Here is a 23000-nt window from a genome sequence, read left to right as displayed (position 1 = left end):
CAGGCTCAACCAGCGGGACTCGTGCTGTGAGCTCAGTAGGTGATGATGATTTTGAGGTTGGTGGGGTCGGTGACCGGGGCCGTCAGGGCTTCTGCTGCCGCCGCGAGGGGATATTTGCCCGTGATGATGGACCGGAGGTCCACCGTGCCGGCGGAGGCGAGCGCGATCGCGGCCGGGAAAGCGTTGGCGTAGCGGAAGGCAGTCACCAGATCGATTTCGTAGCGCTGGAGGAACCCGAGCGGTATGCCGTCCACCGTGGGGCGGGCCTGTCCGACGACTGTGGCCCGGGCTGCCGGCGCCAGGGTCAGGATGCCGTCGTGAAGGGCGTGGGCGTTGCCGGAGCACTCGATCAGTCGGTCCATGCCTTTCAGGTCCAGTGGGGTTGCCACGGTGTTCACCGTGCGCGTGGCCCCGAACTTCGCGGCTGCGGCCAGTCGGTCGCCGTTGACGTCCGTCACCACGATCTCCGAAGCGCCTCTGGCCGCCGCGACCTGGGCAACTAGCAGCCCGATGGGACCGGCTCCCGTGATCAGCACCCGGTGGCCGGCTTGAACCTGGGCACGCTGGACCGCCCACACGGCAACGGCCAGCGGCTCGATGGCGGCCCCGATTTCTGCGGGGATGGAGCCGGGCAGTTCGTGCAGGGCGGCTTCGGGCACAACCACGTGGCGGGCAAAGAGCCCGTCCGTGGGCGGCGAGCCGAAGCACGTGCCGGCCGGGCAGAGGTTGTACCGGCCCGAGAGACAGGTGGGACACGTCCGGCAGGGAAGGGCCGGTTCAATGACGACGGCGGTGCCCGCGGCGATGCTTGCGGCCGTTCCCGCCGCGATGACTACGCCTGCGCCTTCATGACCCAGCACCGTCGGCTGGCGGAGTTCATTCGTGCCGTTGCGCCCGTCGGCGTAATAGTGCATGTCTGAGCCGCAGATGCCGCCGGAGCGCATCTCGACCAGGACGTCGTTGGCGCCGAGCGCCTTCAGGGGTCTGTGCTCGATCCGCAGGTCGCGGGCTCCGTGCAGCACAGCTGCTTCGGTGCCGGCAGGCAAGCCGGCGTCGTGGCTGGTGTTGAGGGTCTGGGTGGTCATTGGGTGCTCCCGATGGCTGCGTGGGGGGACGGATCGCTGGCGTCGGCAATGGCGGCGAGCGGTCCGGAGGAGTGAATGATGTCGATCAGCTGACCTGTGCGTTCGATGAAGTCGGGACGTTGGGCCAGTTCTTCCCCGAGGAGGTGGTGGTCCCCGAGGACCATCCCGGCGAGCTCCCGGCCGGAGCGGGAGCGGGCAGCGAGTCCGGCCAGAAGTGGGCGTGCCGGATCCTCCATGGCTTCCGCGTGCGTACCGGGGTTGAAGCCGCCCAGCGGTGCGATGCATGACAGGTAGGCTGCCGTGGTGAGTGCCAGCAGTTGCGGCATATGCCCGTCGTCGAGCATTTGCAGTGCCGGGAGCGGGATCCGCTGGCGGAGCTTGACGGATCCGTCGGAGCCCACCTGGCTGGTGCGGTGGCCCAGGGCCGTGTTCCGCCAGCGGGAGAACAGCTGTTCCTCGTAGGCATCTACGTCCACCCCGGCCGGTACTGAAACGCTGGGGAGGTATTCGTTTTTGAGAACGGAACGGGCGGCCAGTTCAATGTGGGTTTGAGTGACGGACTCCGGAATGGTGGCGGCACCGGACAGGGCACCGAGGTACGCGATGAGGGAATGGGTGCCATTCAGCAGTCGGACCTTGAGCTGTTCGTAGCTGGCCACATCGCTGGAGAAGACGGCGCCGCCCGCTTCCCAGGCGGGACGGCCGGCGATGAAGTTGTCCTCCACGATCCACATGGTGAAGGGCTCGGCCGGGACCGGGATGAGGTCGGCGTAGCCGCGCTGTTCGGCCACGAGCCTGCGGTACTGATCGGTGGTGGCCGGCACGATCCTGTCCACCATGGATGACGGGAAGCTGACGTGGGAGTCGATCCAGGCGAGGGTTTCGGCGGCCTCCGCCGCAGGCAGCATGGACGCGAATTCGCGGACGAGACGCTGCGTATGGTGGCCGTTGTCGGCAAGGTTGTCGCAGCTGAGGACGGTGACAGGCTCGGCGTGTGTGCGGGCGCGGCGCTGCAGCCCGCGGACGATCTGGCCGATGGGCGTCCCCGGAGAGATGCAGTTGGCGAGGTCATGCTGAACGGCCGGGTCCTGCAGGTTAAGCGACCCGGTGGCGGGAGTGTAGTTGTAGCCGTTTTCCGTCACGGTCAGTGAAACGATGCGGGTGGCGGCGTCCCCGATGGCGGCGATGACACGGTCCGGGTTGCGGGCTGCGACGAACGCGTCCGTGTGGACCCGTGGGACGCTGAACGTGGAGCCTTCGGGCGAGATCTCCACCACTGTGTAGAGCATGTCCTGGGCGTGCATGGCGTCCGGTATGGCGGAGGAACGGCTGGAGACGCCGATGATGCCCCAGTCGCCTCCTCTCGAGGTGATGGCTGCGTCGGTGTATACGGCCTGGTGGGCACGGTGGAAGTTGCCGAGCCCCAGGTGCACGATCCCGGGTGCGGGAGTGGCAGCACGCCGCAGAATGCCGGGCGTTTTGGCGGACATCGGGGGCGTTGACGAGGAAGCCACGGTTACCAGTCCTTCATGGAGCCGTCGAGTTCCCGGGCGATGGGCAGATACGCCTGTTTGTACGGGAAGCGCGCCGCGGCTTCTTCGTCCACGTGAACCCCCAGGCCGGGTTCCTCGCCGGGATGGAGGTAGCCGTCCTCGAAGCGGAAGCTGGACCGGAATACTTCCGAGACCAGGGGGTCGTAGCCCATGTATTCCTGGATCGCGAAGTTGCTGGTGGCCAGGCCCAGGTGCAGCGAAGCCGAAAGGTTGATCGGAGAGACATCCGAGGGACCATGCGGGGCACCCTTGATCTGGTAGACCTCCGCCAGGGCGAGGATCTTGCGGACGTGGGAGATGCCTCCGGCGTGGACGACGGCGGTGCGGATGAAGTCGATGAGCCGTTCGGTGATGAGCTGTTCACAGTCCCAGACAGTGTTGAACACCTCGCCGATGGCGAGCGGGATGGTGGTCTGCTGGCGCAGGGTCCGGAGCAGGCGCTGGTTTTCGGCCGGGGTCACGTCCTCGAGCCAGAACAGGTCCACATCTTCCAGCGACCTGGCCAGGCGGGCCGCCTCGGTGGGGTTGAGCCGGTGGTGGACATCGTGGAGCAGCTTCAGTTCCGGGCCAACGTGCTCGCGCACCGCGCCGAGGATCTTGGGCGCGTGGCGCAGGTAGGCGGAGGTGTCCCAGTCTTCCTCAACCGGTCCGGCGCCGCGGCCGGCCGGTTCATAGCTGGCAGCACCCTTGGTGACGCCGTACACCTTGTCCAGGCCCGGAACACCGGACTGGGCGCGGACTGCCCGGAAGCCCTGTTCGCGGCGCTGCTCCACGGAGTCGAGGAGCTCGGGAAGGTCCCAGCCGGTTGCGTGCGTGTAGGTGAGGATCTTGTCGCGGGCGGCACCGCCGAGCAGTTGGTAGACCGGGACATCCAGGGCTTTGCCCTTGATGTCCCACAGGGCCAGGTCGATGGCGCCGATGGCGGCCATCGTCACCGGCCCGCGCCGCCAGTAAGCGCCACGGTAAAAGTACTGCCACGTGTCTTCGATGCGGTCGGCATCCCTGCCGAGGAGTGCGGGGGCGAGATGGTCGCGGAGGTAGCTGGCCACGGAGAGCTCGCGGCCGTTGAGGGTGGCGTCACCCCAGCCGACGATGCCATCGTCGGTGGTGATTTTCAGGGTGACGAAGTTGCGGCTGGGACTGGTGACAAGGACGTCGACGTCGACGATTTTTCGGGTCATCGGGAAATCACTACATTCTTCAGTGGCTGGTTCAGGGACAGGCGGGTGATGTTGTCGGCGATCTCACGGGCACGGCCGCGGAAGGTTTCCGCTGTGACGCCGGAGGCGTGCGGCGTCATGATGATGTTGTCGAGACGGCTGAACGGCATGGCGGAGGGTTCGCCGCGCCCGTCGGTGTCCGGGTATTGGTACCAGACGTCGACGGCGGCTCCCGCGATCCGCCGGTCCTTCAGGGCATCGTAGAGCGCGGTTTCGTCGACCACGGGGCCGCGTGCGACATTGACGAGCTGCCCGTCCGGGCCGAGTTCATCGAGCTCGGCGGCGCCGATCAGAGAGGTCGTTTCGGCGGTCAGCGGGATGCTGACGACGAGAATGTCGGACTCGCTGAGTGCTTCGTTGAGGCGGTCTGTGTTGCCTGCCCACCGCAGGGAGTCTTCCTGCGCGTTCACCGAACCGCTTCGGGTGATCGCAATACCTTCGGCGCCGAAGGCCCGGAGGAGGTTCCAGGCGGCACTGCCGATGTGGCCGAATCCCAGAAAGGTCACCACCGCGCCCCGCAGCGTCTCTGGCTGCCGGATGTCCGGTGAGTAGACCGAGGAGGCCCAGAGTCCGGAACGGAGAGCAGCGTCCTGGCCGAGAAGGTTCCGGCGGAGGGCTACCAGGACGGCGGCGATGTGCTCGGCGATGGAGCCTTCATGGTGGAACGTGTTGGCGCAGACCACGCCGGCGGGCAGTGCATCTGCGTCGATGCCGTCGTATCCAGCGCCGGCGACGTGAACCAGGCGAAGGTTGCGGGCCTCGGCGCCCATGGCCTCGGTGAACTTGGGTCCGACGTAAACGTCCGCGTCTTTCAGGTCGGTCAGGACGGCGTGTTCATTCCAGCTATCGTGCCAGGACGTGACTGTGCCTTGCGGCAGCGCGGCCTCAAAGGTGGCCCTCTGGGGCATCAGGTTGGGGTCGGCGATGACGATTCTCATGATTGTTTTCCTTGGAGCGCGTGGTCTGCGGTGCGTGCAGCGAAGGTGGAGCCGCGAACGATGAGCTGTGAATTGAGGTGGACCGCCTCGGTGGCCGTCGGCTTCCCGGCAATCTGTTCGAGGAGGAGTTCGAGTGCGAGGGAACCGCTGCGGTAAATGGGAACGCGGACAGATGTCAGGCCGGGTTCGGCGGCGGCGGCAATGTCGAGGTCATCGATGCCCACCACGCTGATGTCTTCGGGGCAGTGGTAGCCGAGCGTGCGGGCGCCGGCGAGCATGCCGATAGCAACGAGGTCGTTGTAGGCAATGACGGCGGTGGCGCTGCTGGCGACGACCGAAGCGGCGGCGGCCAGGCCGCCGTCGACCGTGGCGTTCTGGTTGCCCACAGTGACCAGCTCGACGCCCCACTCGGTGCAGAGGCGTGTGATGGCCGCCATGCGCTGTCCGTTCGCCCAGGAGGATGCGGGACCGGGAATGTAGGCGATCTTGCGGTGCCCCAGCGCATAAAGGTGCTCCACTGCCTGGCGGAGGCCTTCGCCGGCTTCCATGAGCACCCGTGCCGCGTGGTCCGCTTCACCGTTGATCACCACGAGGGGTGCGTTGCCGGCCAGTTGGTGGATCTGGTCCGAGGGAAGCCTGGGCGAGCAGAGGATGATGCCGTCCACGCCGGCGGCGAACGACCCGAGGTGCTCACGCTCCCGGGCCGAGGACTCGGCGGTGTCGGCCAGTATCATGCGGTGCCGGCCGTGCCAGGCCTGGTCCTGTATGGACTTGATCAGCGCTGCGAACACTGCGTTGGAAATGTCCGGAACAATCACGCCGAAGGTCCGGGCGCCGGTGAGTCCCGGCACGTCGTACCCGAGTTGAACGGCGGCATCCACCACCTTTTGGCGTGTCTCGGCAGCAAGCCGGCTCGGGTCACCGAACGCCCGTGACGCTGTGGCCAGCGAGACTCCCGCCAGCTTTGCGACGTCCGTGAGTTTTGCCGACATCAATCCTCCAGTTGCTTCATTGAAACTCTTGCTTCTCCAGTATGGAAAGAGTTGTACAAGTTTGTCAAGCGTTTTCCATGACGTGCACCACAATGGGCGCCGGCCACCGCTGAGGGGCCGGAAACGGGCGGTGCCAGGCCCGGGCATCGGCGTGGACGACGCGCAACGGGCGACGTTTCTGCGAGCCATTGACTCTCAGCGCCCGAGGCCTAGCATGGTGCGCATCAGGACCTTTCTTGGCGCGCGTCCGCATGTCGCCGCGCTTCCCGGGCAGCGCGGACTGCTCCCCGGGGACCTGTGTAAAAAGGAGAATTCATCATGCTCAAGGAACGTGACATCATCGCTGTCCTTCCCGCGAAGGACCTTGCCAGGGCGCAAGGTTTTTACCGGGATGTGCTTGGACTCGAGCCCTCGGAAGTGCTTGACGATGAGAACCTGATCTACCGCTGCGGGAACGGAACGTCCTTCCTGCTATATATGACTGACAACGCGGGCACCGCGAAGAACACGCAAATGGGGTGGGGCAGCGACAACATCGAGAAGGACGTTGACGATCTGCGCGCCCGCGGGGTTACCTTCGAGGACTACGATTTCCCGGGACTGAAGACCGAGAACGGCATCGCCACCACCACTGCGGGCAAAGCTGCCTGGTTCCTAGACAGCGAGGGCAACTTCCTCAATTTGTTCCAGCGGCTGTAGCCCCACTTCGTCCGCGCAGGGCGAAGTGAGGAATGACTGTCATGCATTTGTCGTTCATATCTATTCCGGCAGCCGGACACGTAAAGCCGACCCTTCCCATCGTTTCTGAGCTGGTGGCCCGCGGGCACCGCGTCACGTATTTCACCTCTGCCAGCTTCGGCCGGCAGATCACGGAAGCGGGGGCGACTTTCCGTGCCTCGGGGGAAGACTGGTTCGGGTCGCTGCCGGTTCCCGGTCCGGGACAGCCGGACCGTATGCAGCTCATGCTCCCGATGATGAAGCGGGTTTTCGAGGACGTGCGGACCAGCTTTCCGGTGCTGGTGAGCGAGTTGAGGGAGGACAAGCCTGACGCAGTCTGCTTTGACGCCATGACGATCAGCGGCGTCATGGCGGCTGAAAAACTAGGCGTACCGGCCGTCGCCATGATGCCCACATACGCCACGAATGAGCATTTCTCCTTCAGGACTCTGATGCCTGCCGCACCGTCTCCCGAGATGGCAGAAGTCTGGAAGGCGATGGGCCGCGCTATGGCGGAATTCGCCGCGGAACAGGGAGTCTCAACTCCCCGCATGTTCGACGGCCCGCCGGCGCCGTTCAACATCGTTTTCATCCCCCGCGAGTTCCAGCCCATGGCGGAGACATTTGATGAACGGTTCACGTTCGTGGGCCCCAGCGTGAGCGGACGCGATGCGGAGGGTGAATGGTCCCGCGACGGAACGAATCCCGTGTTGTTCATTTCGTTGGGAACCACCCCCTTGAACCGGCGGCCCGACTTCTTCCGGTCGTGTCTGGACGCCTTCGGCCACACCGACTGGGATGTGTCGATGGCCATCGGAGAGCAGACTGACCCCGCCTCGCTGGGAACGGTTCCCCCCAACGTCCGGCTACGGCCGTTCTTTCCGCAGCTCCTGGTCCTGCGCCAGGCGGATGTTTTCCTCACCCACGCGGGAATGAATTCGACCATGGAAGCACTCTATTTCGGCGTCCCCATGGTGGCCGTCCCGCAACAGCCTGAGCAGGAAGCCACAGCCCGCAGGCTTGAGGAACTTGGCCTGGGCCGGCGGCTGGCAGCCGAGGACCTCGCTCCGGCGACGCTTCTCAGCGCGGTGTCAGAGGTCAGCGCCAGCAGCGAGATCCGCCGGAATGTGGCGGCAATGAGCTCGACCGTCCGTAACGCGGGAGGCGCCTCCTCCGCCGTCACCGCAATCGAATCCCACCTGCGGGACCGGATTGGACGCAATACGTAGCGGTATCCGGAACAGCGCCGAGGGCAGGGTTTGTGGGCACAATGGACGGATGACTTCTCCGCCCTTCCCCTTGGATCCTGCGCTCGCCCACGGGGTCTTCGACCTGGGCTCCATCGGGGCCGGTCTGGCCTTTGCGGACTCGCTCGGGGAGTTGGCCGGTGCCCTGCGTGCGGGAGGTGCAGCAGGAACCGCGGTGGTTCAGGCGCCGCCCGGCACAGGCAAAACCACGCTGGTTCCGCCGCTGCTGGCCAACCTCGCGGCCGGCCGTCCCTCGCGGGCGAACGGGATTGCTGGTGCGAAGGTCCCGCGTGTCGTCGTCACCCAGCCACGGCGCGTCGCGGCACGCTCGGCGGCACGGCGCCTTGCCGCCCTGGACGGCAGCCGGCTCGGCGACCGGGTCGGCTACACCGTCCGCGGCGAGCGCCAGACGGGACCCGGGACCCTGATCGAGTTTGTCACCCCGGGAATCCTGTTGCGGCGCCTGCTCACAGACCCGGGGCTGGAGGGAACGGACGCCGTGATCCTCGATGAGGTCCATGAACGCGGCCTGGAAACCGACCTCCTGCTCGGCATGCTCAGCGAGGTCCGCCAGCTGCGCGGCGACCTTCCGCTGGTGGCCATGTCCGCCACCCTGGACGCGCCGCGGTTCGCCGCCCTGATCGGGTCCCCGGCAGGCGGTTCCGCACAGGTCGGCGCCTCCCCGACGGGGGAGCCCGACGGCGGCGGCCCGGCTCCCGTCGTCGACTGTCCGTCCGCGCTGTACCCCCTCAGCGTGGACTGGGCACCCGCGGCTGTGCCGCGGTTGGACACGAGGGGAGTGGCGCGCGCCTTCCTGGACCACGTGGCGGACATATCCGCGGCGTCGCATGCCGAAGCGCTCGCAGCCGACCCGGGCACTGACGCCCTGGTGTTCCTCCCCGGTGCATGGGAGGTGTCCTACGTTGCTGCCCGGCTGCGCGGCAGGGTGGCCGCTGAGGTGCTGGAACTTCACGGCCGGGCCAGTGCGGCCGAGCAGGACCGCGCCGTCTCCGGACGGGAACCGGGTGGCCCTCCGCGGATCATTGTCTCCACGGCGCTCGCCGAATCTTCCCTTACCGTTCCGGGAGTCCGGCTGGCCATTGATGCCGGACTGTCCCGCGAACCCCGGCGTGACTCCAACCGCGGCATGTCAGGACTGGTGACCGTGTCCTGTTCCCGCGCATCCGCAGACCAGCGCGCCGGGCGGGCGGCCCGCCAGGGACCCGGGCGGGTGGTCCGGTGCTACGACCAGAAGACCTACGGCGCCGCGCCGGCCCACCGCACCCCGGAGATCGCTGCGGCGGACCTGACGGGTGCCGCCCTGATCCTGGCGTGCTGGGGTTCCCCCGGCGGCCGCGGGCTGGCCCTGCCGGACGCCCCGCCCCGGGCTGCCATGGACGAGGCCGTCGAGGTGCTGCGGGAACTCGGCGCAGTGGAACAGGACGGCCACGCCACCGGGCTGGGCAAGATCCTGGCCGGGATCCCCGCCGACCCTCGGCTGGCACGTGCCCTGCTCGACGGCGCCGCCGCCGTGGGCCACCGTACGGCGGCGGAGGCCGTCGCCGTCGTTTCCGGGGAGCAGCGTGCCCCAGGCGCGGACCTCCACCGCCTCCTGGCCATGCTGCGGACCGGCAGCGACGCGGCGGCGCGGCGGTGGGCTGAGGACGTCCGGCGGATGGAGGCAATCGCACGCCAGGAGACGGCCGGCGTCGTGCCCCCATCACTGCCCGCACCCGCAACCGCTGCGGAGGCCGTCGGTTTCGTCGTCGCCCTCGCGTTCCCGGACCGTGTGGCGCGCCGCGTCCCCGGCACGGGGCCGGAGCGCTACCTGCTGACGTCCGGGACGAGGGCTGGGCTGCCGGCCGGCAGCCCCCTGACCGGGCATGAGTGGCTGGCCGTCGCCGAGGTGTCCCGCGCTGACGGGCGCGACGCGGCGGGGACCGGCGCCGTCATCCGCTCCGCGGCGCCGCTCACGGCCGACACCGCCGAGGCCGCCGCCCTGCACCTCCTCAGCGAAAACGTGGAGGCACAGTTCAGCCAGGGCAAGGTCACTGCCCGGCGGGAACGCCGGCTGGGTGCGATCGTGCTTTCCTCCACGCCGGTGCGGCCGTCAGCGGAGGAGGGGCGCACCGCGGTTGCCCGCGCCCTGGGGCAGGAGGGCCTCGGCACCATCGGATGGTCGACGGCGGCTGACACCCTGCGCCGACGCCTCGCCCTGCTGCACCGGGAACTGGGCGCCCCCTGGCCGGACGTCTCCGAGCAGGCTTTGCTGGCCGGGCTGGACACCTGGCTCCGGCCCGAGCTGGAGGCCCTGGCCGGCGGAGCCTCGACGAACCGGATCGACCTGGCCGATCCGCTGCGGCGCCTGCTGCCCTGGCCCGACGCTGCCAGGCTGGCCGAACTGGCGCCTGAGACGCTCGAAGTGCCCAGCGGTTCGCGGGTGAAAATCGACTACCCGGAGGTGGGCGACGACGGCGGCCGGCCGGTGGTGGCGGTCAAGCTCCAGGAATGCTTCGGCTGGGATCAGACGCCGCGGCTGGCCGGCGGGAGGGTTCCGGTGCTGTTTCACCTGCTGTCGCCGGCCAGGCGCCCGTTGGCTGTGACGGATGACCTGGCCTCCTTCTGGTCCGGGCCCTACGCCCAGGTCCGGTCGGAGATGCGGGGCCGCTATCCGAAGCATCCCTGGCCGGAGGACCCGTGGACAGCGCCGGCGACGGCAAGGACCAAAGGCAGGAGCTGACGGCGGCCCGCGGCGGGGCAAGCCGGCCCGGGGGATTCGCCGGGACGTTCGCCGGAACGGCCATTGTGGGGACCCCGGGCCGGGCATACGCTGGGATACACAGGCGGTGGCTTCCGCCGCTTTGAAAGGGCGCTGAATGGACGCCAATTCCATCACGGACACCTTCCACCGGCCCCTGCGGGACCTGCGGATCTCCGTCACGGACCGGTGCAATTTCCGTTGCGTCTACTGCATGCCCAGGGAAATTTTCGGCAGGGATTATGTTTTTATGCCCAGGGAGCAGCTGCTGACGTTTGAGGAAATCACCCGGCTGGCGTCGATCGCCGTCGCACACGGGGTGGTGAAGATCCGGTTGACCGGCGGGGAGCCCCTGTTGCGGAAGGACATTGAAGGGCTGGTCCGGATGCTGGCCCGGTTGCGCACGCCCGACGGGCGGGTGCCGGACCTGGCCATGACGACCAACGGCACGGTTCTGGCCCAGAAGGCGCAGATCCTCAAGGACGCCGGCTTGAAACGGGTGACGGTGTCCCTGGACTCCGTCCGGGAGGAGACGTTCCAGTCCATGAACGACGTCGGCTATCCCGTGGCGAAGGTCCTGCACGCGGTGGAAGTCGCACAGGCGGCAGGACTTGGCCCGGTGAAAATCAACATGGTAGTGAAGCGGGGGAAGAATGACCAGGACATCGTTGCGATGGCCAGCCATTTCAAGGGGACCGGGCTCATCCTGCGGTTCATTGAGTACATGGACGTGGGCGCCTCCAACGGCTGGAAAATGGATGAGGTGGTGCCCTCCGCCGAGGTCCTGGCCCGCATCGGCGCGGTCTTCCCGCTGGACCCCGCGGCGCCGAACTATCCAGGTGAGACGTCGGAGCGGTGGCGTTACCGGGACGGCAGCGGCGAGATCGGCGTCATCTCCAGTGTGACGCAGGCCTTTTGCCGCGGCTGTACGCGTGCCCGGCTCTCCGCCGACGGCAAGCTGTTCACCTGCCTGTTTGCCACCGCCGGCACCGACCTGCGGGCACTCCTGCGCGCAGGAGCCTCCGACGCCGAGCTGTCCGGGGCGCTGTCGGCGCTGTGGGGCGGCCGTGCGGACCGTTACTCGGCGCTGCGCAGCGCGGACACCCCCGAAGGCACTGTCACTCGCGAAGGCACTGTCACCCCCGAAGCTACTGTGGCGGCCCACAAGATTGAGATGTCGTACATCGGCGGATAACGCCCCGATAGATTCCGGATACAACCCGGAAACGTGGTGTCGTAGCCACGAAACATTGCGCAGCTACGCTGATGCGTGTTGGGACACCGTGGTCTCAGCGACGTATGAAAGGACACAACTATGTTGCTTTGGAGCAGCCTGACGCTCTTTCTCGATTCCCGCCGGAACGACGACGATTCCTCTTCCGGTGGCGGCAAGGCCAGCAGTGATTTCCCCCGCGGCCAACTGACGTCCACCGCCTGGGAAGGATGGTGGCACGACGACGTCGCTTCCTGACGCCGGCGGAAGCCGGCAGGGCTGACCGGAGATCCTCCTCGCCGGCCGGCAATATCTCGCTGCTCGCGTCCCGGGCCGCACGCTCTCCGCCCTCTTGCTCAAACGCCGTCCCAGGGTGTCGAATCTCTAACAAGGGTCGGCTGCGGACCGACGACTACGACGCCAGGAGACGGTCATGTCGGTGAAAGGCACAAATGGCCGGGGCAAGAGCCCCGGCCGCGGCAGTTCGGATCTCCGGCGTGCCGATGCGTCGGCGGGGGCGCCGGCCGGTGCGCCGGAGAAGGTCCGCAACGTGGCACTCGTGGGCCACTCGGGCGCTGGAAAGACCATGCTCGTCGAGTCCCTGCTGGCAGCCACCGGCGTCATATCCCGGATGGGCTCGATCGAGGACGGCAACACGGTCAGCGATGCGGAGCCCTCTGAAATCCACCAGCAGCGCTCGGTTGTGCTCTCAGTGGCGCCACTGGTGTTCGACGGCGTCAAGGTGAACCTGCTCGACACGCCCGGCTACGGCGATTTCACCGGGGAGCTGCGAGCCGGACTGCGCGCCGCCGATGCTGCGCTCTTCGTGGTGTCGGCCTCGGACGGAATCGATGCGGCGACCACGGCGCTGTGGGCCGAGTGCGACCAGGTCGGAATGCCGCGGGCAGTGGTCATCAGCCGGCTAGACCATCCGCGGGCAAATTTCGAAGCGACCGTCGCCGCCTGCCAGCGTGCCTTCGGCGACTCGGTGGTCCCGGCGTACCTTCCCCTGGGCACAGGGACCACGGGCACCGGACTGCTGGGAATGCTCTCCGGCACCGTTTCGGAGTACACCGCCGGCGAACCGGTCCCGGCCGTGAGGGACGCCACCGCTGAGGAGCTGGCCGCGTCGGAGACCGCCCGCGGCGCGCTGATAGAGGGGATCATCTCGGAGAGCGAGGACGAGTCGCTGATGGACCGCTATCTCGGCGGCGAGCAGATCGACGTCGACGTCCTGGTGGGCGACCTCGAGACCGCCGTTGCCCGGGGGTCCTTCTTTCCCGTACTCGCCACGTCGGCGGAGACGGGACTGGGCATAACGGAACTCCTGGAGACGCTGACCCGTGCGTTCCCGTCGCCGGCAGAGCGTGACCTGCCCGCGGTGACGGATCTCGCCGGCATTCCCGCCGGGCCGCTGGCGTGTGATCCTGCCGGGCCGCTGGCCGGCGAGGTGGTGCGCACCACCATCGACCCCTTCCTGGGGCGGGTCTGCCTGGTGCGCGTGTTCTCCGGCACGCTGCGGGAGGACTCGGCGGTGCACGTCGGGGGACGCGGGTTGTCAGAGCGGGGCCACGAGGACCATGACAGCGACGAACGCCTCACGCACCTGTACTCGCCGGCCGGAGCCAGCCTGAAGCCCGTGCCCTACTGCGTGGCCGGAGATATCTGCGCCATCGCAAAGTTGGCGAACGCCGAGACGGGCGACACCGTCTCAGCCAAGGACCATCCGCTGCTGGTGAAGTCGTGGAACATGCCTGAGCCGCTGATGCCTGTCGCCGTTGAAGCGGCCACGCGCAGTGACGAAGACGCTCTCGCCAAGAGCCTCGGGAAGGTTGCCGCCGGCGATCCGACCCTGAGGGTGGAACGCAATTCCGAGACCCACCAGCTGATCCTGTGGTGCATGGGGGAAGCCCACGGCGAGGTGGTGCTTGACCGGCTGCGCGACCAGGGCGTGAAATTGCAGACCGTCCCGGTGGTGACGCCCCTGCGCGAAACGTTCGTCGCACGCGCGGCCGGCCATGGACGCCATGTCAAGCAATCCGGCGGTCATGGGCAGTACGCGATTTGCGACATCGAAGTGGAGCCCCTTGAGCGCGGCGCAGGGTTTGAGTTTGTCGACAAGACCGTGGGCGGGGTGGTTCCCGGGCAATATATACCGTCCGTTGAGAAGGGCGTCCGTGCCCAGATGCAGCGAGGCGTGTCGGCCGGTTTCCCGGTGGTCGACATCAGGGTGACGCTCATCGGGGGCAAGGCACACAGTGTGGACTCGTCGGATGCTGCGTTCCAGTCCGCCGGCGCGCTGGCGCTGCGTGAGGCCGCCGCCGCAGGACGGATCCAGCTGCTCGAGCCTGTCTCGTCGGTGACCATCAGTACCCCCGACGAGTTCGTCGGGCCGGTGATGAGTGATCTGTCCTCCCGCCGCGGGCGGCTGACAGGAACGACGTCGGCAGGCGGGGAACGCACGGAAGTCACCGCAGAGGTGCCGGACGGCGAGCTGCTGCGTTACGCCGTCCAGTTGCGCGCGATCACAGCAGGAACCGGCCGCTTCCGGCGCAGCTACCTGCGGCACGAGCCGGTGCCGGCGAGCGCGACGTCGGCCGCCCCGAACGCGTGATGCCCGGGTCAGCCGTTGGCGCGCATGAAGGCCGCGACAGTGGAAGCCAGCGAGGCGCCGACGTCTTCTGCGCTGCGCTTCTTGCCGGCCACAGCGAAGGAGTGGTCGCCGCCCTCGCACCATTCCAGGATCGCGGCCTGGCCGATGCGGGCAACCACACCCTCGAGTAGCTCGGCCGTCGCGAAGGTGTCCCGCGTGCCCTGCAGGAACAGCATGGGCAGTTCCAGGCCGTAGAGGTGCTCATCGCGCAGTTTCTCCGGTTTGCCCGGCGGATGCAGCGGGTAACCGAGATACACGAGCCCCGTGGCCCGCATCCCGTCGGCCACAGCCATCGAGGCCATGCGGCCGCCGAAGGACTTGCCCGCCGCCCACACCGGCCCCCCGTTGGATGCGGCCGCCCTGGCCGCATCCATGGCCGCCCGCCATGCGGCGATGGCCACCGGCGGACGGTCGGGGAACTTCCTGCCTGCCTCACGGTAGGGGAAGTTGAAGCGCAAGGTGGCGACGCCGTCGTCGTTCAGGGCGCGCGTGAAGCCCTGCAGGAACGGATGTTCCATGCCCGCCCCAGCACCGTGGGCCACCACAAGCGTTGAGAAGGGGTTCTCGGGCCGGGCATAAACGCCGGAAACCTGGACGTCGCCCACAGTGAGGGTGAGGGGGGATTCAGCAACAGGCATGAGTCCATCATGCCGGATCGCCGCCGAAACACGCCTGCTCAGCCGGCCGGCACCACCCTGAGCCAGACGTAATCCTGCGGGCGAAGTACAAATCCCTGATCGATGCGGACAGGAGCGTCCGCAAGGACGTCCACTGCCTCAGCCTCAAAGCCGAACAGGGTTTCCGCCGAAATCACCTGCGGCTGGTCACTGAAGTTGGCCAGGGCAAGGATCCGCGTCCCTTCGCCCGGCCGCTGGTAGCCCAGCACCCCCGGGTTGTTGGTGGCGAAGGGAATGAGACGGGTCCCTGCCAATTCAGGGGCGCTGCCGCGGACGGCTATCATCCGCCGCAGCCCGGCAAAGATGGCACCTTCGGGAGTGGACGGTTCGGTGCGGTGCGCGTAGCGCTCGGCGGGAAACTGCGGCCGGTGCACCCAGCGGCTATCCGCTTCGTGGCCGTCCTCGAGCGCATACTGGTCGTCATTGAGTTGGCCCACCTCGTCACCGAGATACAGCAGGGGGATGCCGCCGGTGCTGAACGCGACCGAATGGGCGAGCAGGATCCTGCGGATCGCTTCGGCCGAACCGTCCTCCAGCCCGCACAGGGAGGCCGTGGTCCCGGAGATGCGGCAGTCACCCGTGCGCGGGTTGTCCTGGAAGGGCACACCCCGGGCGAAGCTGCCCGGGAATCGGTTGACGTAGAACGAATTCAGGAAGCGTCGGTGGTCGAAGCCGTTGATGCCCAGCTCGGCCGCATCCTCATCGGCAAACGTCCAGCCGATATCGTCGTGGCTGCGGACGTAATTAACCCAGGAGGTTCCGGGCGGCATGTTGTGCCGGCGCTCCAGCGCCTGCGCCAACAGGGAAACGTCGCGGGTGGCCAGCGCCTCCCAGATGAGCGCCATTTGCAGTGGGTTATAGGAGAGCTGGCACTCGGCCGCATCGATGTACAGCGCCACCTCGTCCGGGTGCACGATGGCCTCGGACTTGAAGAGCAGTGACGGGGCGGCGATCCGGCAGACGGCGTTGAAGGCCTGCAACAGCGTGTGGGCCTCCGGCAGGTTCTCGCACGGAGTTCCGAGCTGCTTCCAGACGAACGCCACGGCATCCATCCGCAGGATATCCACGCCCTGATTGGCCAGAAAGAGCATCTCCGCGGCCATGGCCCGGAAGACTTCCGGGTTGGAGTAGTTCAGATCCCACTGGAAGCTGTGGAACGTCGCCCACACCCACCGGCCGTCAGGCAGCTGCACGAAAGAGCCTTGATGGTCTTCCGGGAAGATCTCCCGCACGTGCTGCTCGAAGGCGTCAGGCATGGTCCGTTCGGGGAACATCCAGTAGTAGCCGCTGTAGCGCGGATCGCCTTGGGCTGCCTTGCGGGCCCATTCGTGCTCATTGGAGGTGTGGTTGAAAATGAAGTCGACCACCAGGCTGATGCCGTTCGCGCGGAGATGGGCGGCCAGGTCGCGCAGCTGGTCCATGGTGCCGAGCCTGGGGTTGACCTCCCGGTAGCTGGACACGGCGTATCCGCCGTCGGACAGCGGTTCGGGCGCCAGGAACAGCGGCATCAGGTGCAGGTATGTCAGGCCGAGTTCCTTGAAATAGGGGATCCGTGCGCGGACGCCGTCCAGGTCGGCGGCGTACCGGTCCACATAGCAGACGCCGCCAAGCATGCGGTTGGACTGGAACCAGTCGCTGCTGCCCTCCCGCTCGGTGTCGAGGACCTTCAGGTCTGCCGGCCTTGCCTTCCATGAGCGGGCAGTCTCGATGACCAGGGAAGTCAGCTGGTCCTGAAAGTCCGGCCGTGAGCCGTAGAGCGAGTGGAACAGCCTGGACAGATCTGGGAAATGGCGGTCGAAGCGCCGCTCGAAGTCCGCCCAGTCCGGGTCGCCGGGCCGGATTCCGGCTTGCCCGGCGACGACGCTCAGCATATGCCGGCCCGATATCTGGTCCAGACTCGCGGATTCAACCATAGAGAGGTCCCCTTCGACTATTCCCGGCCCCGACGGCGCCCCAATCAGTTCACATCCTTACAGATGCGCCCGCGGCTGCCCAGAGAGGAGGCACGTGTTTCTTCCCTGGGCCCGCCAAGGTGCTGACGCCGCGGGTCACGCGGGGTAGGTTGTCCCCATGGCCAGCGAACAGACCATCCTTACCGTTGACGGACCGAACGGGTCCCGGGACATGCGGATCTCGAGTCCCAGCAGAGTCCTGTGGCCGGAGTTGGGACTGACGAAACTCGACCTCGCCCGCTACATCGTGGACGTCGGGGAGGCCTTCATCGCGGCAAACGGTGACCGGCCGGTGTCACTCCAGCGGTTTTCGGAGAACGTCGACGGCGAGCAGTTCTTCTCCAAGAATCCTCCCAAGGGGACCCCGGACTTCATCCGGTCCGTCAAGGTGATCTATCCGAGCGCGCGCTCGCATCCCCAGCTGGTACTGGACGAACCCGCGGCCGCGGTGTGGGCGGTGCAGATGAACACCGTCGTCTTCCACCCGTGGCCGTCCCGTGCGGAAAACTCGGACAACCCGGACCAGCTGCGCATCGACCTTGACCCCCAGCCCGGCACCGACTTTGACGATGCCGTCCCCGCCGCCCTGGCGCTGAGGGACGTGCTGTCGGAGGTGGGCCTGACCGCCTTCATCAAGACGTCGGGCAACCGCGGCCTGCATGTCTATGCCCCCATCGAGCCGACTCGCGAATTCCAGGACGTGCGCCACGCCGTCATTGCTGCGGCAAGGGAGCTCGAGCGGCGGATGCCGGAGAAGGTCACCACGAACTGGTGGAAGGAAGAGCGCGGCGAACGGGTCTTCCTGGACTTCAACCAGGCCAACCGCGACCGCACCATCGCCGGGGCGTACAGTCCCCGCGCGCTCCCGCACGCCCCTGTTTCCTGTCCGATCACCTGGGACGAACTGGAGAGCGTCAATCCCAAGGACTTCACTATCCTCACGGTGCCGGAACGGCTGAAAACCGTGGGGGATCCCTGGGCGGACATGAACGCGAAGCCCGGGACCCTCGACGACCTGCTGGCGTGGTGGGATCGGGACCTTAAGAACGGACTGGGCGAGCTGCCCTTTCCGCCGGACTACCCGAAGATGCCCGGCGAGCCGCCGCGCGTCCAGCCGAGCCGGGCCAAGAAGCCGGAGTAAGCCCACAAGCCGCATGGGCGGCAGCGGGCGCCGGCGCGCACCGTCCGCGCGGTCAGGCGATCGGGTGTCCTACTCGAAGCGCGAGGGATCGCCGGTTCCCCGGCGCACCACCTCGGCCACGCCGCTCGAGAAGTCGACGACGGTGGTCGGCTCCGCGCCGCAGTCGCCGGAGTCGACCACGGCGTCCACCACGTGATCGAGCCGCTCCTTGATTTCCCAGCCCTGCGTCAGCGGATCCTCCTCGTCCGGCAGCAGCAGCGTGCTGGACAGCAGCGGTTCCCCCAGCTCGGCCAGGAGGGCCTGCACAAAGTTGTGGTCCGGAATGCGCACGCCCACGGTCTTTTTCTTCGGGTGCAGCAACCTGCGGGGCACCTCCTTCGTGGCGGGCAGGATAAAGGTGTAGCTGCCCGGCGTGACAGATTTGATGCTGCGGAACACGTCATTGCCGATGTTCACGAACTGACCCAGCTGTGCGAAGTCCCGGCAGACCAGCGTGAAGTGGTGCTTGCTGTCGAGCTGGCGGATGGTGCGGATCCTGTCCAGCGCCTCTTTGTTGCCCAGCTGCGCCCCGAGGGCGTAGCACGAGTCTGTGGGATAGGCGATCAGGCCGCCCGAATGAAGGAGATCCACGATCTGGGAAATTGCGCGCGGCTGTGGGTCCTCGGGGTGAACATCAAAGTATCTCGCCATGCCAAGAGCCTACGGCCCGCACGAGGTTCACGCACTCATCCCATCTGCGCCCAGGAAACAGCCGCTGGCGCACGCCTATTGATCCCGCCCGCACGGGCGCTTCAACGACGCCGGCCAAGTGAAAGAATGGCGGCATGGCACGGGAACGGATTGTCATTGGCCTGGCCGGCAGCGATGAGGGGGAGACCCTGATCCGCCGCGCCGCCAGGATCCTCGACGGAGCACAGGGCGGAGAGCTGCTTGCTGTGCACATCCGCTCTTCCGACGACGTCACGGGCGAGTCGCCCCGGGCCCTTGAATCCCAGCGCCGGATGGCGATTGAGCTCGGTGGCAGCTACCACACGGTCGCCGCATCCGACCCCGCCCGGGCCCTCCTCGATTTCGCCGCCAACGCCGGCGCCACCCGGGTGGTCATCGGGCAGTCGCGCCGCCGGCGGATGGCAGGGTTCCTGCGGGGTGCCAGCGTGGATACGCGGGTGGTGCGTGGCGCCGGCGACATCGACGTCCAGGTCGTTTCCCGCCCCCTCGCTGGACGTCCCGGCAACCGTGCACGGCAATGGGAGCTCGGCCGCGTGCGGGTCGGCATCGGATTTGGGCTGGCGGCCACTGTTCCGGTTGTTGTGCAGTCGCTGCTCGCCATGGCTGACCACAGTGTGGCTACCGCCGCGCTGCTTCAGCTGGCGGGCGCCGTGGCGGTCGCGCTGGTCGGCGGGCTGTGGCCCGCCGTCGCCGGAGCGCTCTGGAGCAGCCTGCTGGTCAATTATTTCTCCACGCCGCCGCTGGGCGACCTCGCCATCAGCGACCCCCAGGACCTGCTGTCCCTGGGCGTGTTCGTCGGAGTATCCGTGGCGGTGGCAGGCGTGGTGGACAGGTCGGCCCGGCGCTCCAAGGAGGCTGCGCGGGCCCGTGCAGAGGCGACAACGCTCGGCGATCTCGCCCTTGGCGCCTCCCGTTCGGAGGACACCGTCAACGGCCTGCTGACGCAGGCACTGGATGTGTTTGGTGCCAGAGGTGCCGGAGTGTTCGCCGTCGACGGTGGAGCAACCGGTGCCACAGGAGTCCCGGACGCCGCCGGCCACGCCCCGCCGCCGGGGGACGCCGGGGGTGACAAGCTGCGGCTGCTCGCGAGCGCCGGCGAGTTGACGGAACGGGAGCGCGGCGGCGCCGATTTCGCCGGCAACACGGTGGAAAAGCTCGACGGCGGAACCTGGCTCGTGCTGTTCGGCCGGACCGTGCCGGCCGCCGAAAGCCGGCTGCTGGGTGCGTTCGCGGTCCACGTGATGGCCCAGCTTGAACGCCAGCAACTGGCAGCCAGCCGCCTCGAGGTTGTGCGGCTGGCCGAAGGGAACACCATGCGCACAGCGATTCTGCGGGCTGTGTCCCATGACCTCCGGACGCCGCTGGCCGGGATTAAGCTCGCGGTGGGCGGCCTCCTCCAAACGGCAGTGACGTACAGCCCGGGGGAGGAAAAGGAACTGTTGGAAACCATCGATGAATGCACGGACCGGCTCGATGTCCTGGTGGGAAACCTCCTGGACATGTCAAGGATCACGGCCGACTCGGTACGGCCGCTGCTCAGGCCCGTCCGGTGGTCCGAAGTGGTTCCTCCGGCCCTCCGGGGACTTCCCGACGGCGCAGTGCGGGTGGAACTTGCGGCCAACATGCCGGCTGTTGATGCTGATCCGGGATTGCTGGAACGCGTCATCGCCAACATTGCCGAGAACGCAGTCAAGTACGCGCCCGGTTCGGACGTCGTTGTCAGCGGGGTGCCAGGAGGCCTGAGCCTGTCCGACCTTGAAGGACGTCCCGCGGGCGAGCTCCGAATCATCGATCACGGAAGCGGCGTGCCTGCCCGGAATGTGGTGGATATGTTCAGGCCGTTCCAGCGGCTGGATGACGTGCCGCAGACCACCGGCGTGGGCCTTGGCCTCGCCGTTGCCAAGGGATTCGTTACCGCGATGGGAGGCGAACTTTCTGCCACCGAAACCCCCGGCGGGGGCCTGACCATGGTTCTCCGGCTTCCCCTGTCTGCCGGCCCCGTGGGCGGGACCGGCGGGGCCGGGTTCCCGGATTCGGCGGCCGGCAGCGGCGCGGACTACCCCAGGGAGGCGGCCCTGTGACCGGAGTACTGGTGGTGGACGATGACCAGCATCTGCTGAAGGCCCTTCGGATAACCCTGCAAGCCCACGGGTACAGCGTGGACACTGCTGCCGACGGCAGGTCGGCCTTGCTGGCGGCGTCACAGCACCCGCCGGCCCTCGTGGTCCTGGATCTCGGTCTGCCGGACATGGACGGAGCTGAGGTGCTCCGGGAGCTCCGCCGCTGGAGCGCCGCGCCTGTCCTGGTGCTCTCGGCGCGGCACGGTTCCGCCGACAAAGTGGAAGCCCTCGACGCGGGGGCAGATGACTACATCACCAAGCCGTTCGGCCTTGAGGAACTCCTGGCCCGGCTGCGCGCCCTGCGGCGACGGGCTCCCGGGCCGGAGGCCGAACCCAAGGTGACGACGGCCGAGTTCACCGTGGACCTGGGGCAGCGGCTCGTCACACGGAACGGACAGCCCGTGCGGCTCACTCCGACCGAATGGAGCATCCTTGAACTGCTTGTCCGCAACCCGGGGAAGCTCATTACGCAGCAGCAGATCCTGGCGACAGTCTGGGGACCTGCCTACGAGAAGGAAGCCAACTACCTGCGGGTGTACATCGCGCAGCTCCGGCGCAAGCTCGAGGTAGACACCGGTAACCCGCGGCATCTGCTGACCGAAGCGGGCATCGGCTACCGGTTCCGGCCCTGAGCCCAGCGAAGCCCTATGAAGCGCAGCCGGATTGGGGCAACATGTGTAGTGCGGTCCGCCACAGACGTGGCACCTCACCAGTTCAGCCCTTAAGGAGAATCCTGTGCCCACTGTGCTCAACCCGTACCTTGGCTTCCGCGACAACGCCCGCGACGCGATGACCTTCTACCAGTCTGTCTTCGGCGGAGATCTGGTTCTCAGCTCGTTCGGGGATTTCCAGGCCAGCCAGGACCCCTCCGAAGCGGACAAGATCATGCACGGAATGCTGACCACGGACACCGGTATGGTCCTCATGGGCGCCGATACGCCCAACTCCATGGACTACACGCCGGGGAACACCATCTCGGTCTCTCTCAGTGGCGACGACGACGCTGAGCTGCGCGGCTACTGGGACAAGCTGTCGGTCGACGGCGGCTCCGTCACAGTGCCGCTTGAACAGGCGCCGTGGGGTGACACCTTCGGCATGTGTACCGACAGGTTCGGCGTTGCGTGGCTGGTGAACATCGCGGGTTCGCAGGCAGCGCCTGCTTCTTAACAGCGCAGCGGCGCAACGTTACGGCGGCGCAACCGGCACCTGAAGGATCTCACCAGTCGACCATTTCACCAGTCGATCACTTCACCACGGCCGGTTGCCCGCCGTTCCCTTGAGGTACGGGCGGCCCGGTGCAACGATGGATGCGTGCAGCCTATCCTTGATTTCCTTGCCCACTACTGGTGGCTCGTTTTTCCACTGAGCGGGCTGGTCGGTGGCTGGACCCGATCATGGTCCAAAGCGAGCGAGCGCAGGCACCAGCGCAGGATCGAGCTCTACCGGCTCAGGAACCAGGCAGTGACCGCAGAACGAGCCAGCGAGTCCGAAGTGGCGGCACTGCTGGCCGCACATGATGACGTGAACAGCAGGTGGCTCGACTATGAGCTTGATGTCGGAAAGCTTATCGACTATCCGGTCATGACGGATGTCCGGGAGCCCCTGACTGTCGCGTTCCTGAGGGCAAAGCGGGAAGCGGACGGACTGCGTCCTGCCGGTCCGGGGGATGTGGAGAGCAGGTCGCGCCTCGATGAGTACCGGGCGGCCGTGCGCGGATACGAAGTCGCCTTTGACGTCGCCGAGCGGGAGGCACGGAGAATCAAGGACAGCAACTTTTCCGGGCCAGAGCGCCAGCGTCTGGCCACCGCCCGGAAGTTGCTGCGGATCGCTGAGGATAAGGCCGCTACGCCCGCCGAGCGACAGACCGCCTATAAGCGGGCGCGGCGGGAGCTGGACGGTCTGATCGCCCTGCCGGACGCCACCCGGGCGGCGCTGGAAGCGAAGATCGCGGGGATGCTGGACGCCGCCTCCTGAAACCATCGCGGGCGGCCAGGCGGGGGCGGTC

The 23000-nt window shown here is 67.3% G+C and carries 19 protein-coding genes; 11 read left to right on the top strand and 8 right to left on the bottom strand.

Features of this window, described 5'->3' with window-relative positions; all coding sequences use genetic code 11:
- Nucleotides 1-32 precede the first annotated feature (32 nt).
- From AC1DDG_RS16300 to AC1DDG_RS16280, 5 genes are read right to left on the bottom strand one after another with little or no spacing between them, the layout of a single operon-like run.
- A complete protein-coding gene (locus AC1DDG_RS16300; RefSeq protein WP_476876840.1) occupies nucleotides 33-1085 on the bottom strand; it encodes an alcohol dehydrogenase catalytic domain-containing protein in 1053 nt (350 codons plus the stop codon).
- Complete coding sequence (locus AC1DDG_RS16295) at nucleotides 1082-2599, bottom strand: mannitol dehydrogenase family protein (protein WP_476876839.1); 1518 nt, start codon at nucleotides 2597-2599, stop codon at nucleotides 1082-1084. The genes AC1DDG_RS16300 and AC1DDG_RS16295 overlap by 4 nt, the downstream gene beginning before the upstream one ends.
- A 2-nt stretch (nucleotides 2600-2601) precedes the next feature.
- Complete coding sequence (gene manD, locus AC1DDG_RS16290; protein WP_476876838.1) at nucleotides 2602-3819, bottom strand: D-mannonate dehydratase ManD; 1218 nt, start codon at nucleotides 3817-3819, stop codon at nucleotides 2602-2604.
- Nucleotides 3816-4796, bottom strand: a complete 981-nt coding sequence (locus tag AC1DDG_RS16285) for a 2-hydroxyacid dehydrogenase (protein ID WP_230117252.1) — start codon at nucleotides 4794-4796, stop codon at nucleotides 3816-3818. Before AC1DDG_RS16285 ends, manD begins: the two co-directional genes overlap by 4 nt.
- Nucleotides 4793-5788 carry a LacI family DNA-binding transcriptional regulator gene (locus AC1DDG_RS16280; protein ID WP_476876837.1) on the bottom strand — a complete coding sequence of 332 codons (996 nt, stop codon included), beginning with the start codon at nucleotides 5786-5788 and terminating at the stop codon, nucleotides 4793-4795. Before AC1DDG_RS16280 ends, AC1DDG_RS16285 begins: the two co-directional genes overlap by 4 nt.
- A 318-nt stretch (nucleotides 5789-6106) precedes the next feature.
- Here AC1DDG_RS16280 and AC1DDG_RS16275 point away from each other — a divergent pair, with 318 nt between their 5' ends.
- The 6 genes from AC1DDG_RS16275 to AC1DDG_RS16250 all read left to right on the top strand — a co-directional run bounded on the left by AC1DDG_RS16275 (nucleotide 6107) and on the right by AC1DDG_RS16250 (nucleotide 14337).
- Nucleotides 6107-6487, top strand: a complete 381-nt coding sequence (locus tag AC1DDG_RS16275; RefSeq protein ID WP_230117250.1) for a VOC family protein — start codon at nucleotides 6107-6109, stop codon at nucleotides 6485-6487.
- Nucleotides 6488-6528: 41 nt separating this feature from the next.
- A complete protein-coding gene (locus tag AC1DDG_RS16270) occupies nucleotides 6529-7734 on the top strand; it encodes a macrolide family glycosyltransferase (RefSeq protein WP_476876836.1) in 1206 nt (401 codons plus the stop codon).
- Between the two features lie 49 nt (nucleotides 7735-7783).
- Nucleotides 7784-10492: an ATP-dependent RNA helicase gene (locus AC1DDG_RS16265; RefSeq protein ID WP_476876835.1), complete on the top strand. Its 2709-nt coding sequence runs from the start codon at nucleotides 7784-7786 to the stop codon at nucleotides 10490-10492.
- 136 nt (nucleotides 10493-10628) lie between these two features.
- The gene (gene moaA, locus AC1DDG_RS16260; RefSeq protein WP_476876834.1) at nucleotides 10629-11705 is read left to right on the top strand and encodes a GTP 3',8-cyclase MoaA; all 1077 of its coding nucleotides are present in this window, start codon (nucleotides 10629-10631) and stop codon (nucleotides 11703-11705) included.
- Between the two features lie 120 nt (nucleotides 11706-11825).
- Nucleotides 11826-11981, top strand: a complete 156-nt coding sequence (locus tag AC1DDG_RS16255) for a hypothetical protein (protein WP_230117246.1) — start codon at nucleotides 11826-11828, stop codon at nucleotides 11979-11981.
- 175 nt (nucleotides 11982-12156) lie between these two features.
- Nucleotides 12157-14337, top strand: a complete 2181-nt coding sequence (locus AC1DDG_RS16250) for an elongation factor G-like protein EF-G2 (protein ID WP_476876833.1) — start codon at nucleotides 12157-12159, stop codon at nucleotides 14335-14337.
- A gap of 8 nt (nucleotides 14338-14345) precedes the next feature.
- Here AC1DDG_RS16250 and AC1DDG_RS16245 read toward each other — a convergent pair whose 3' ends face one another.
- Both AC1DDG_RS16245 and AC1DDG_RS16240 read right to left on the bottom strand, forming a co-directional pair.
- Nucleotides 14346-15014, bottom strand: coding sequence for an alpha/beta hydrolase family protein (locus AC1DDG_RS16245; protein ID WP_476876832.1), 669 nt, complete (start codon nucleotides 15012-15014; stop codon nucleotides 14346-14348).
- 38 nt (nucleotides 15015-15052) lie between these two features.
- Nucleotides 15053-16924, bottom strand: a complete 1872-nt coding sequence (locus AC1DDG_RS16240) for an amylosucrase (RefSeq protein ID WP_476876849.1) — start codon at nucleotides 16922-16924, stop codon at nucleotides 15053-15055.
- A 199-nt stretch (nucleotides 16925-17123) separates the two neighbouring features.
- Here AC1DDG_RS16240 and ligD point away from each other — a divergent pair, with 199 nt between their 5' ends.
- Nucleotides 17124-18146: a non-homologous end-joining DNA ligase gene (gene ligD / locus AC1DDG_RS16235; protein WP_476876831.1), complete on the top strand. Its 1023-nt coding sequence runs from the start codon at nucleotides 17124-17126 to the stop codon at nucleotides 18144-18146.
- A 69-nt stretch (nucleotides 18147-18215) separates the two neighbouring features.
- Here the strand turns inward: ligD and AC1DDG_RS16230 are convergent, their stop codons facing one another.
- Complete coding sequence (locus tag AC1DDG_RS16230; protein ID WP_056626995.1) at nucleotides 18216-18836, bottom strand: L-threonylcarbamoyladenylate synthase; 621 nt, start codon at nucleotides 18834-18836, stop codon at nucleotides 18216-18218.
- Nucleotides 18837-18970: 134 nt separating this feature from the next.
- On the opposite strand from AC1DDG_RS16230, the gene AC1DDG_RS16225 reads away from it, so the two are divergent.
- The 4 genes from AC1DDG_RS16225 to AC1DDG_RS16210 all read left to right on the top strand — a co-directional run bounded on the left by AC1DDG_RS16225 (nucleotide 18971) and on the right by AC1DDG_RS16210 (nucleotide 22969).
- Nucleotides 18971-20956, top strand: a complete 1986-nt coding sequence (locus AC1DDG_RS16225) for a DUF4118 domain-containing protein (protein WP_476876830.1) — start codon at nucleotides 18971-18973, stop codon at nucleotides 20954-20956.
- Nucleotides 20953-21627, top strand: a complete 675-nt coding sequence (locus AC1DDG_RS16220) for a response regulator (RefSeq protein ID WP_230117240.1) — start codon at nucleotides 20953-20955, stop codon at nucleotides 21625-21627. The genes AC1DDG_RS16225 and AC1DDG_RS16220 overlap by 4 nt, the downstream gene beginning before the upstream one ends.
- A gap of 103 nt (nucleotides 21628-21730) precedes the next feature.
- Nucleotides 21731-22162 carry a VOC family protein gene (locus AC1DDG_RS16215; RefSeq protein WP_230117239.1) on the top strand — a complete coding sequence of 144 codons (432 nt, stop codon included), beginning with the start codon at nucleotides 21731-21733 and terminating at the stop codon, nucleotides 22160-22162.
- A gap of 144 nt (nucleotides 22163-22306) precedes the next feature.
- The gene (locus AC1DDG_RS16210; RefSeq protein WP_230117238.1) at nucleotides 22307-22969 is read left to right on the top strand and encodes a hypothetical protein; all 663 of its coding nucleotides are present in this window, start codon (nucleotides 22307-22309) and stop codon (nucleotides 22967-22969) included.
- The last annotated feature ends 31 nt before the right edge of the window (nucleotides 22970-23000 follow it).

Source organism: Arthrobacter sp. 10L430 (assembly GCF_056395245.1).
Note: the sequence above shows the minus strand (reverse complement) of the source record. Positions and strands in the feature narration are given on the sequence as shown.

Excerpts from the sequence above, each read along its gene's own strand:
- ligD (WP_476876831.1), top strand. The coding sequence starts at position 17,124 with ATGGCCAGCGAACAGACCATCCTTACCGTTGACGGACCGAACGGGTCC.
- AC1DDG_RS16280 (WP_476876837.1), bottom strand. The coding sequence starts at position 5,788 with ATGTCGGCAAAACTCACGGACGTCGCAAAGCTGGCGGGAGTCTCGCTG.
- AC1DDG_RS16285 (WP_230117252.1), bottom strand. The coding sequence starts at position 4,796 with ATGAGAATCGTCATCGCCGACCCCAACCTGATGCCCCAGAGGGCCACC.
- AC1DDG_RS16230 (WP_056626995.1), bottom strand. The coding sequence starts at position 18,836 with ATGGCGAGATACTTTGATGTTCACCCCGAGGACCCACAGCCGCGCGCA.
- AC1DDG_RS16225 (WP_476876830.1), top strand. The coding sequence starts at position 18,971 with ATGGCACGGGAACGGATTGTCATTGGCCTGGCCGGCAGCGATGAGGGG.
- AC1DDG_RS16255 (WP_230117246.1), top strand. The coding sequence starts at position 11,826 with ATGTTGCTTTGGAGCAGCCTGACGCTCTTTCTCGATTCCCGCCGGAAC.
- AC1DDG_RS16270 (WP_476876836.1), top strand. The coding sequence starts at position 6,529 with ATGCATTTGTCGTTCATATCTATTCCGGCAGCCGGACACGTAAAGCCG.
- AC1DDG_RS16240 (WP_476876849.1), bottom strand. The coding sequence starts at position 16,924 with ATGCTGAGCGTCGTCGCCGGGCAAGCCGGAATCCGGCCCGGCGACCCG.
- AC1DDG_RS16265 (WP_476876835.1), top strand. The coding sequence starts at position 7,784 with ATGACTTCTCCGCCCTTCCCCTTGGATCCTGCGCTCGCCCACGGGGTC.
- AC1DDG_RS16245 (WP_476876832.1), bottom strand. The coding sequence starts at position 15,014 with ATGCCTGTTGCTGAATCCCCCCTCACCCTCACTGTGGGCGACGTCCAG.
- AC1DDG_RS16250 (WP_476876833.1), top strand. The coding sequence starts at position 12,157 with ATGTCGGTGAAAGGCACAAATGGCCGGGGCAAGAGCCCCGGCCGCGGC.
- AC1DDG_RS16275 (WP_230117250.1), top strand. The coding sequence starts at position 6,107 with ATGCTCAAGGAACGTGACATCATCGCTGTCCTTCCCGCGAAGGACCTT.
- manD (WP_476876838.1), bottom strand. The coding sequence starts at position 3,819 with ATGACCCGAAAAATCGTCGACGTCGACGTCCTTGTCACCAGTCCCAGC.
- moaA (WP_476876834.1), top strand. The coding sequence starts at position 10,629 with ATGGACGCCAATTCCATCACGGACACCTTCCACCGGCCCCTGCGGGAC.
- AC1DDG_RS16300 (WP_476876840.1), bottom strand. The coding sequence starts at position 1,085 with ATGACCACCCAGACCCTCAACACCAGCCACGACGCCGGCTTGCCTGCC.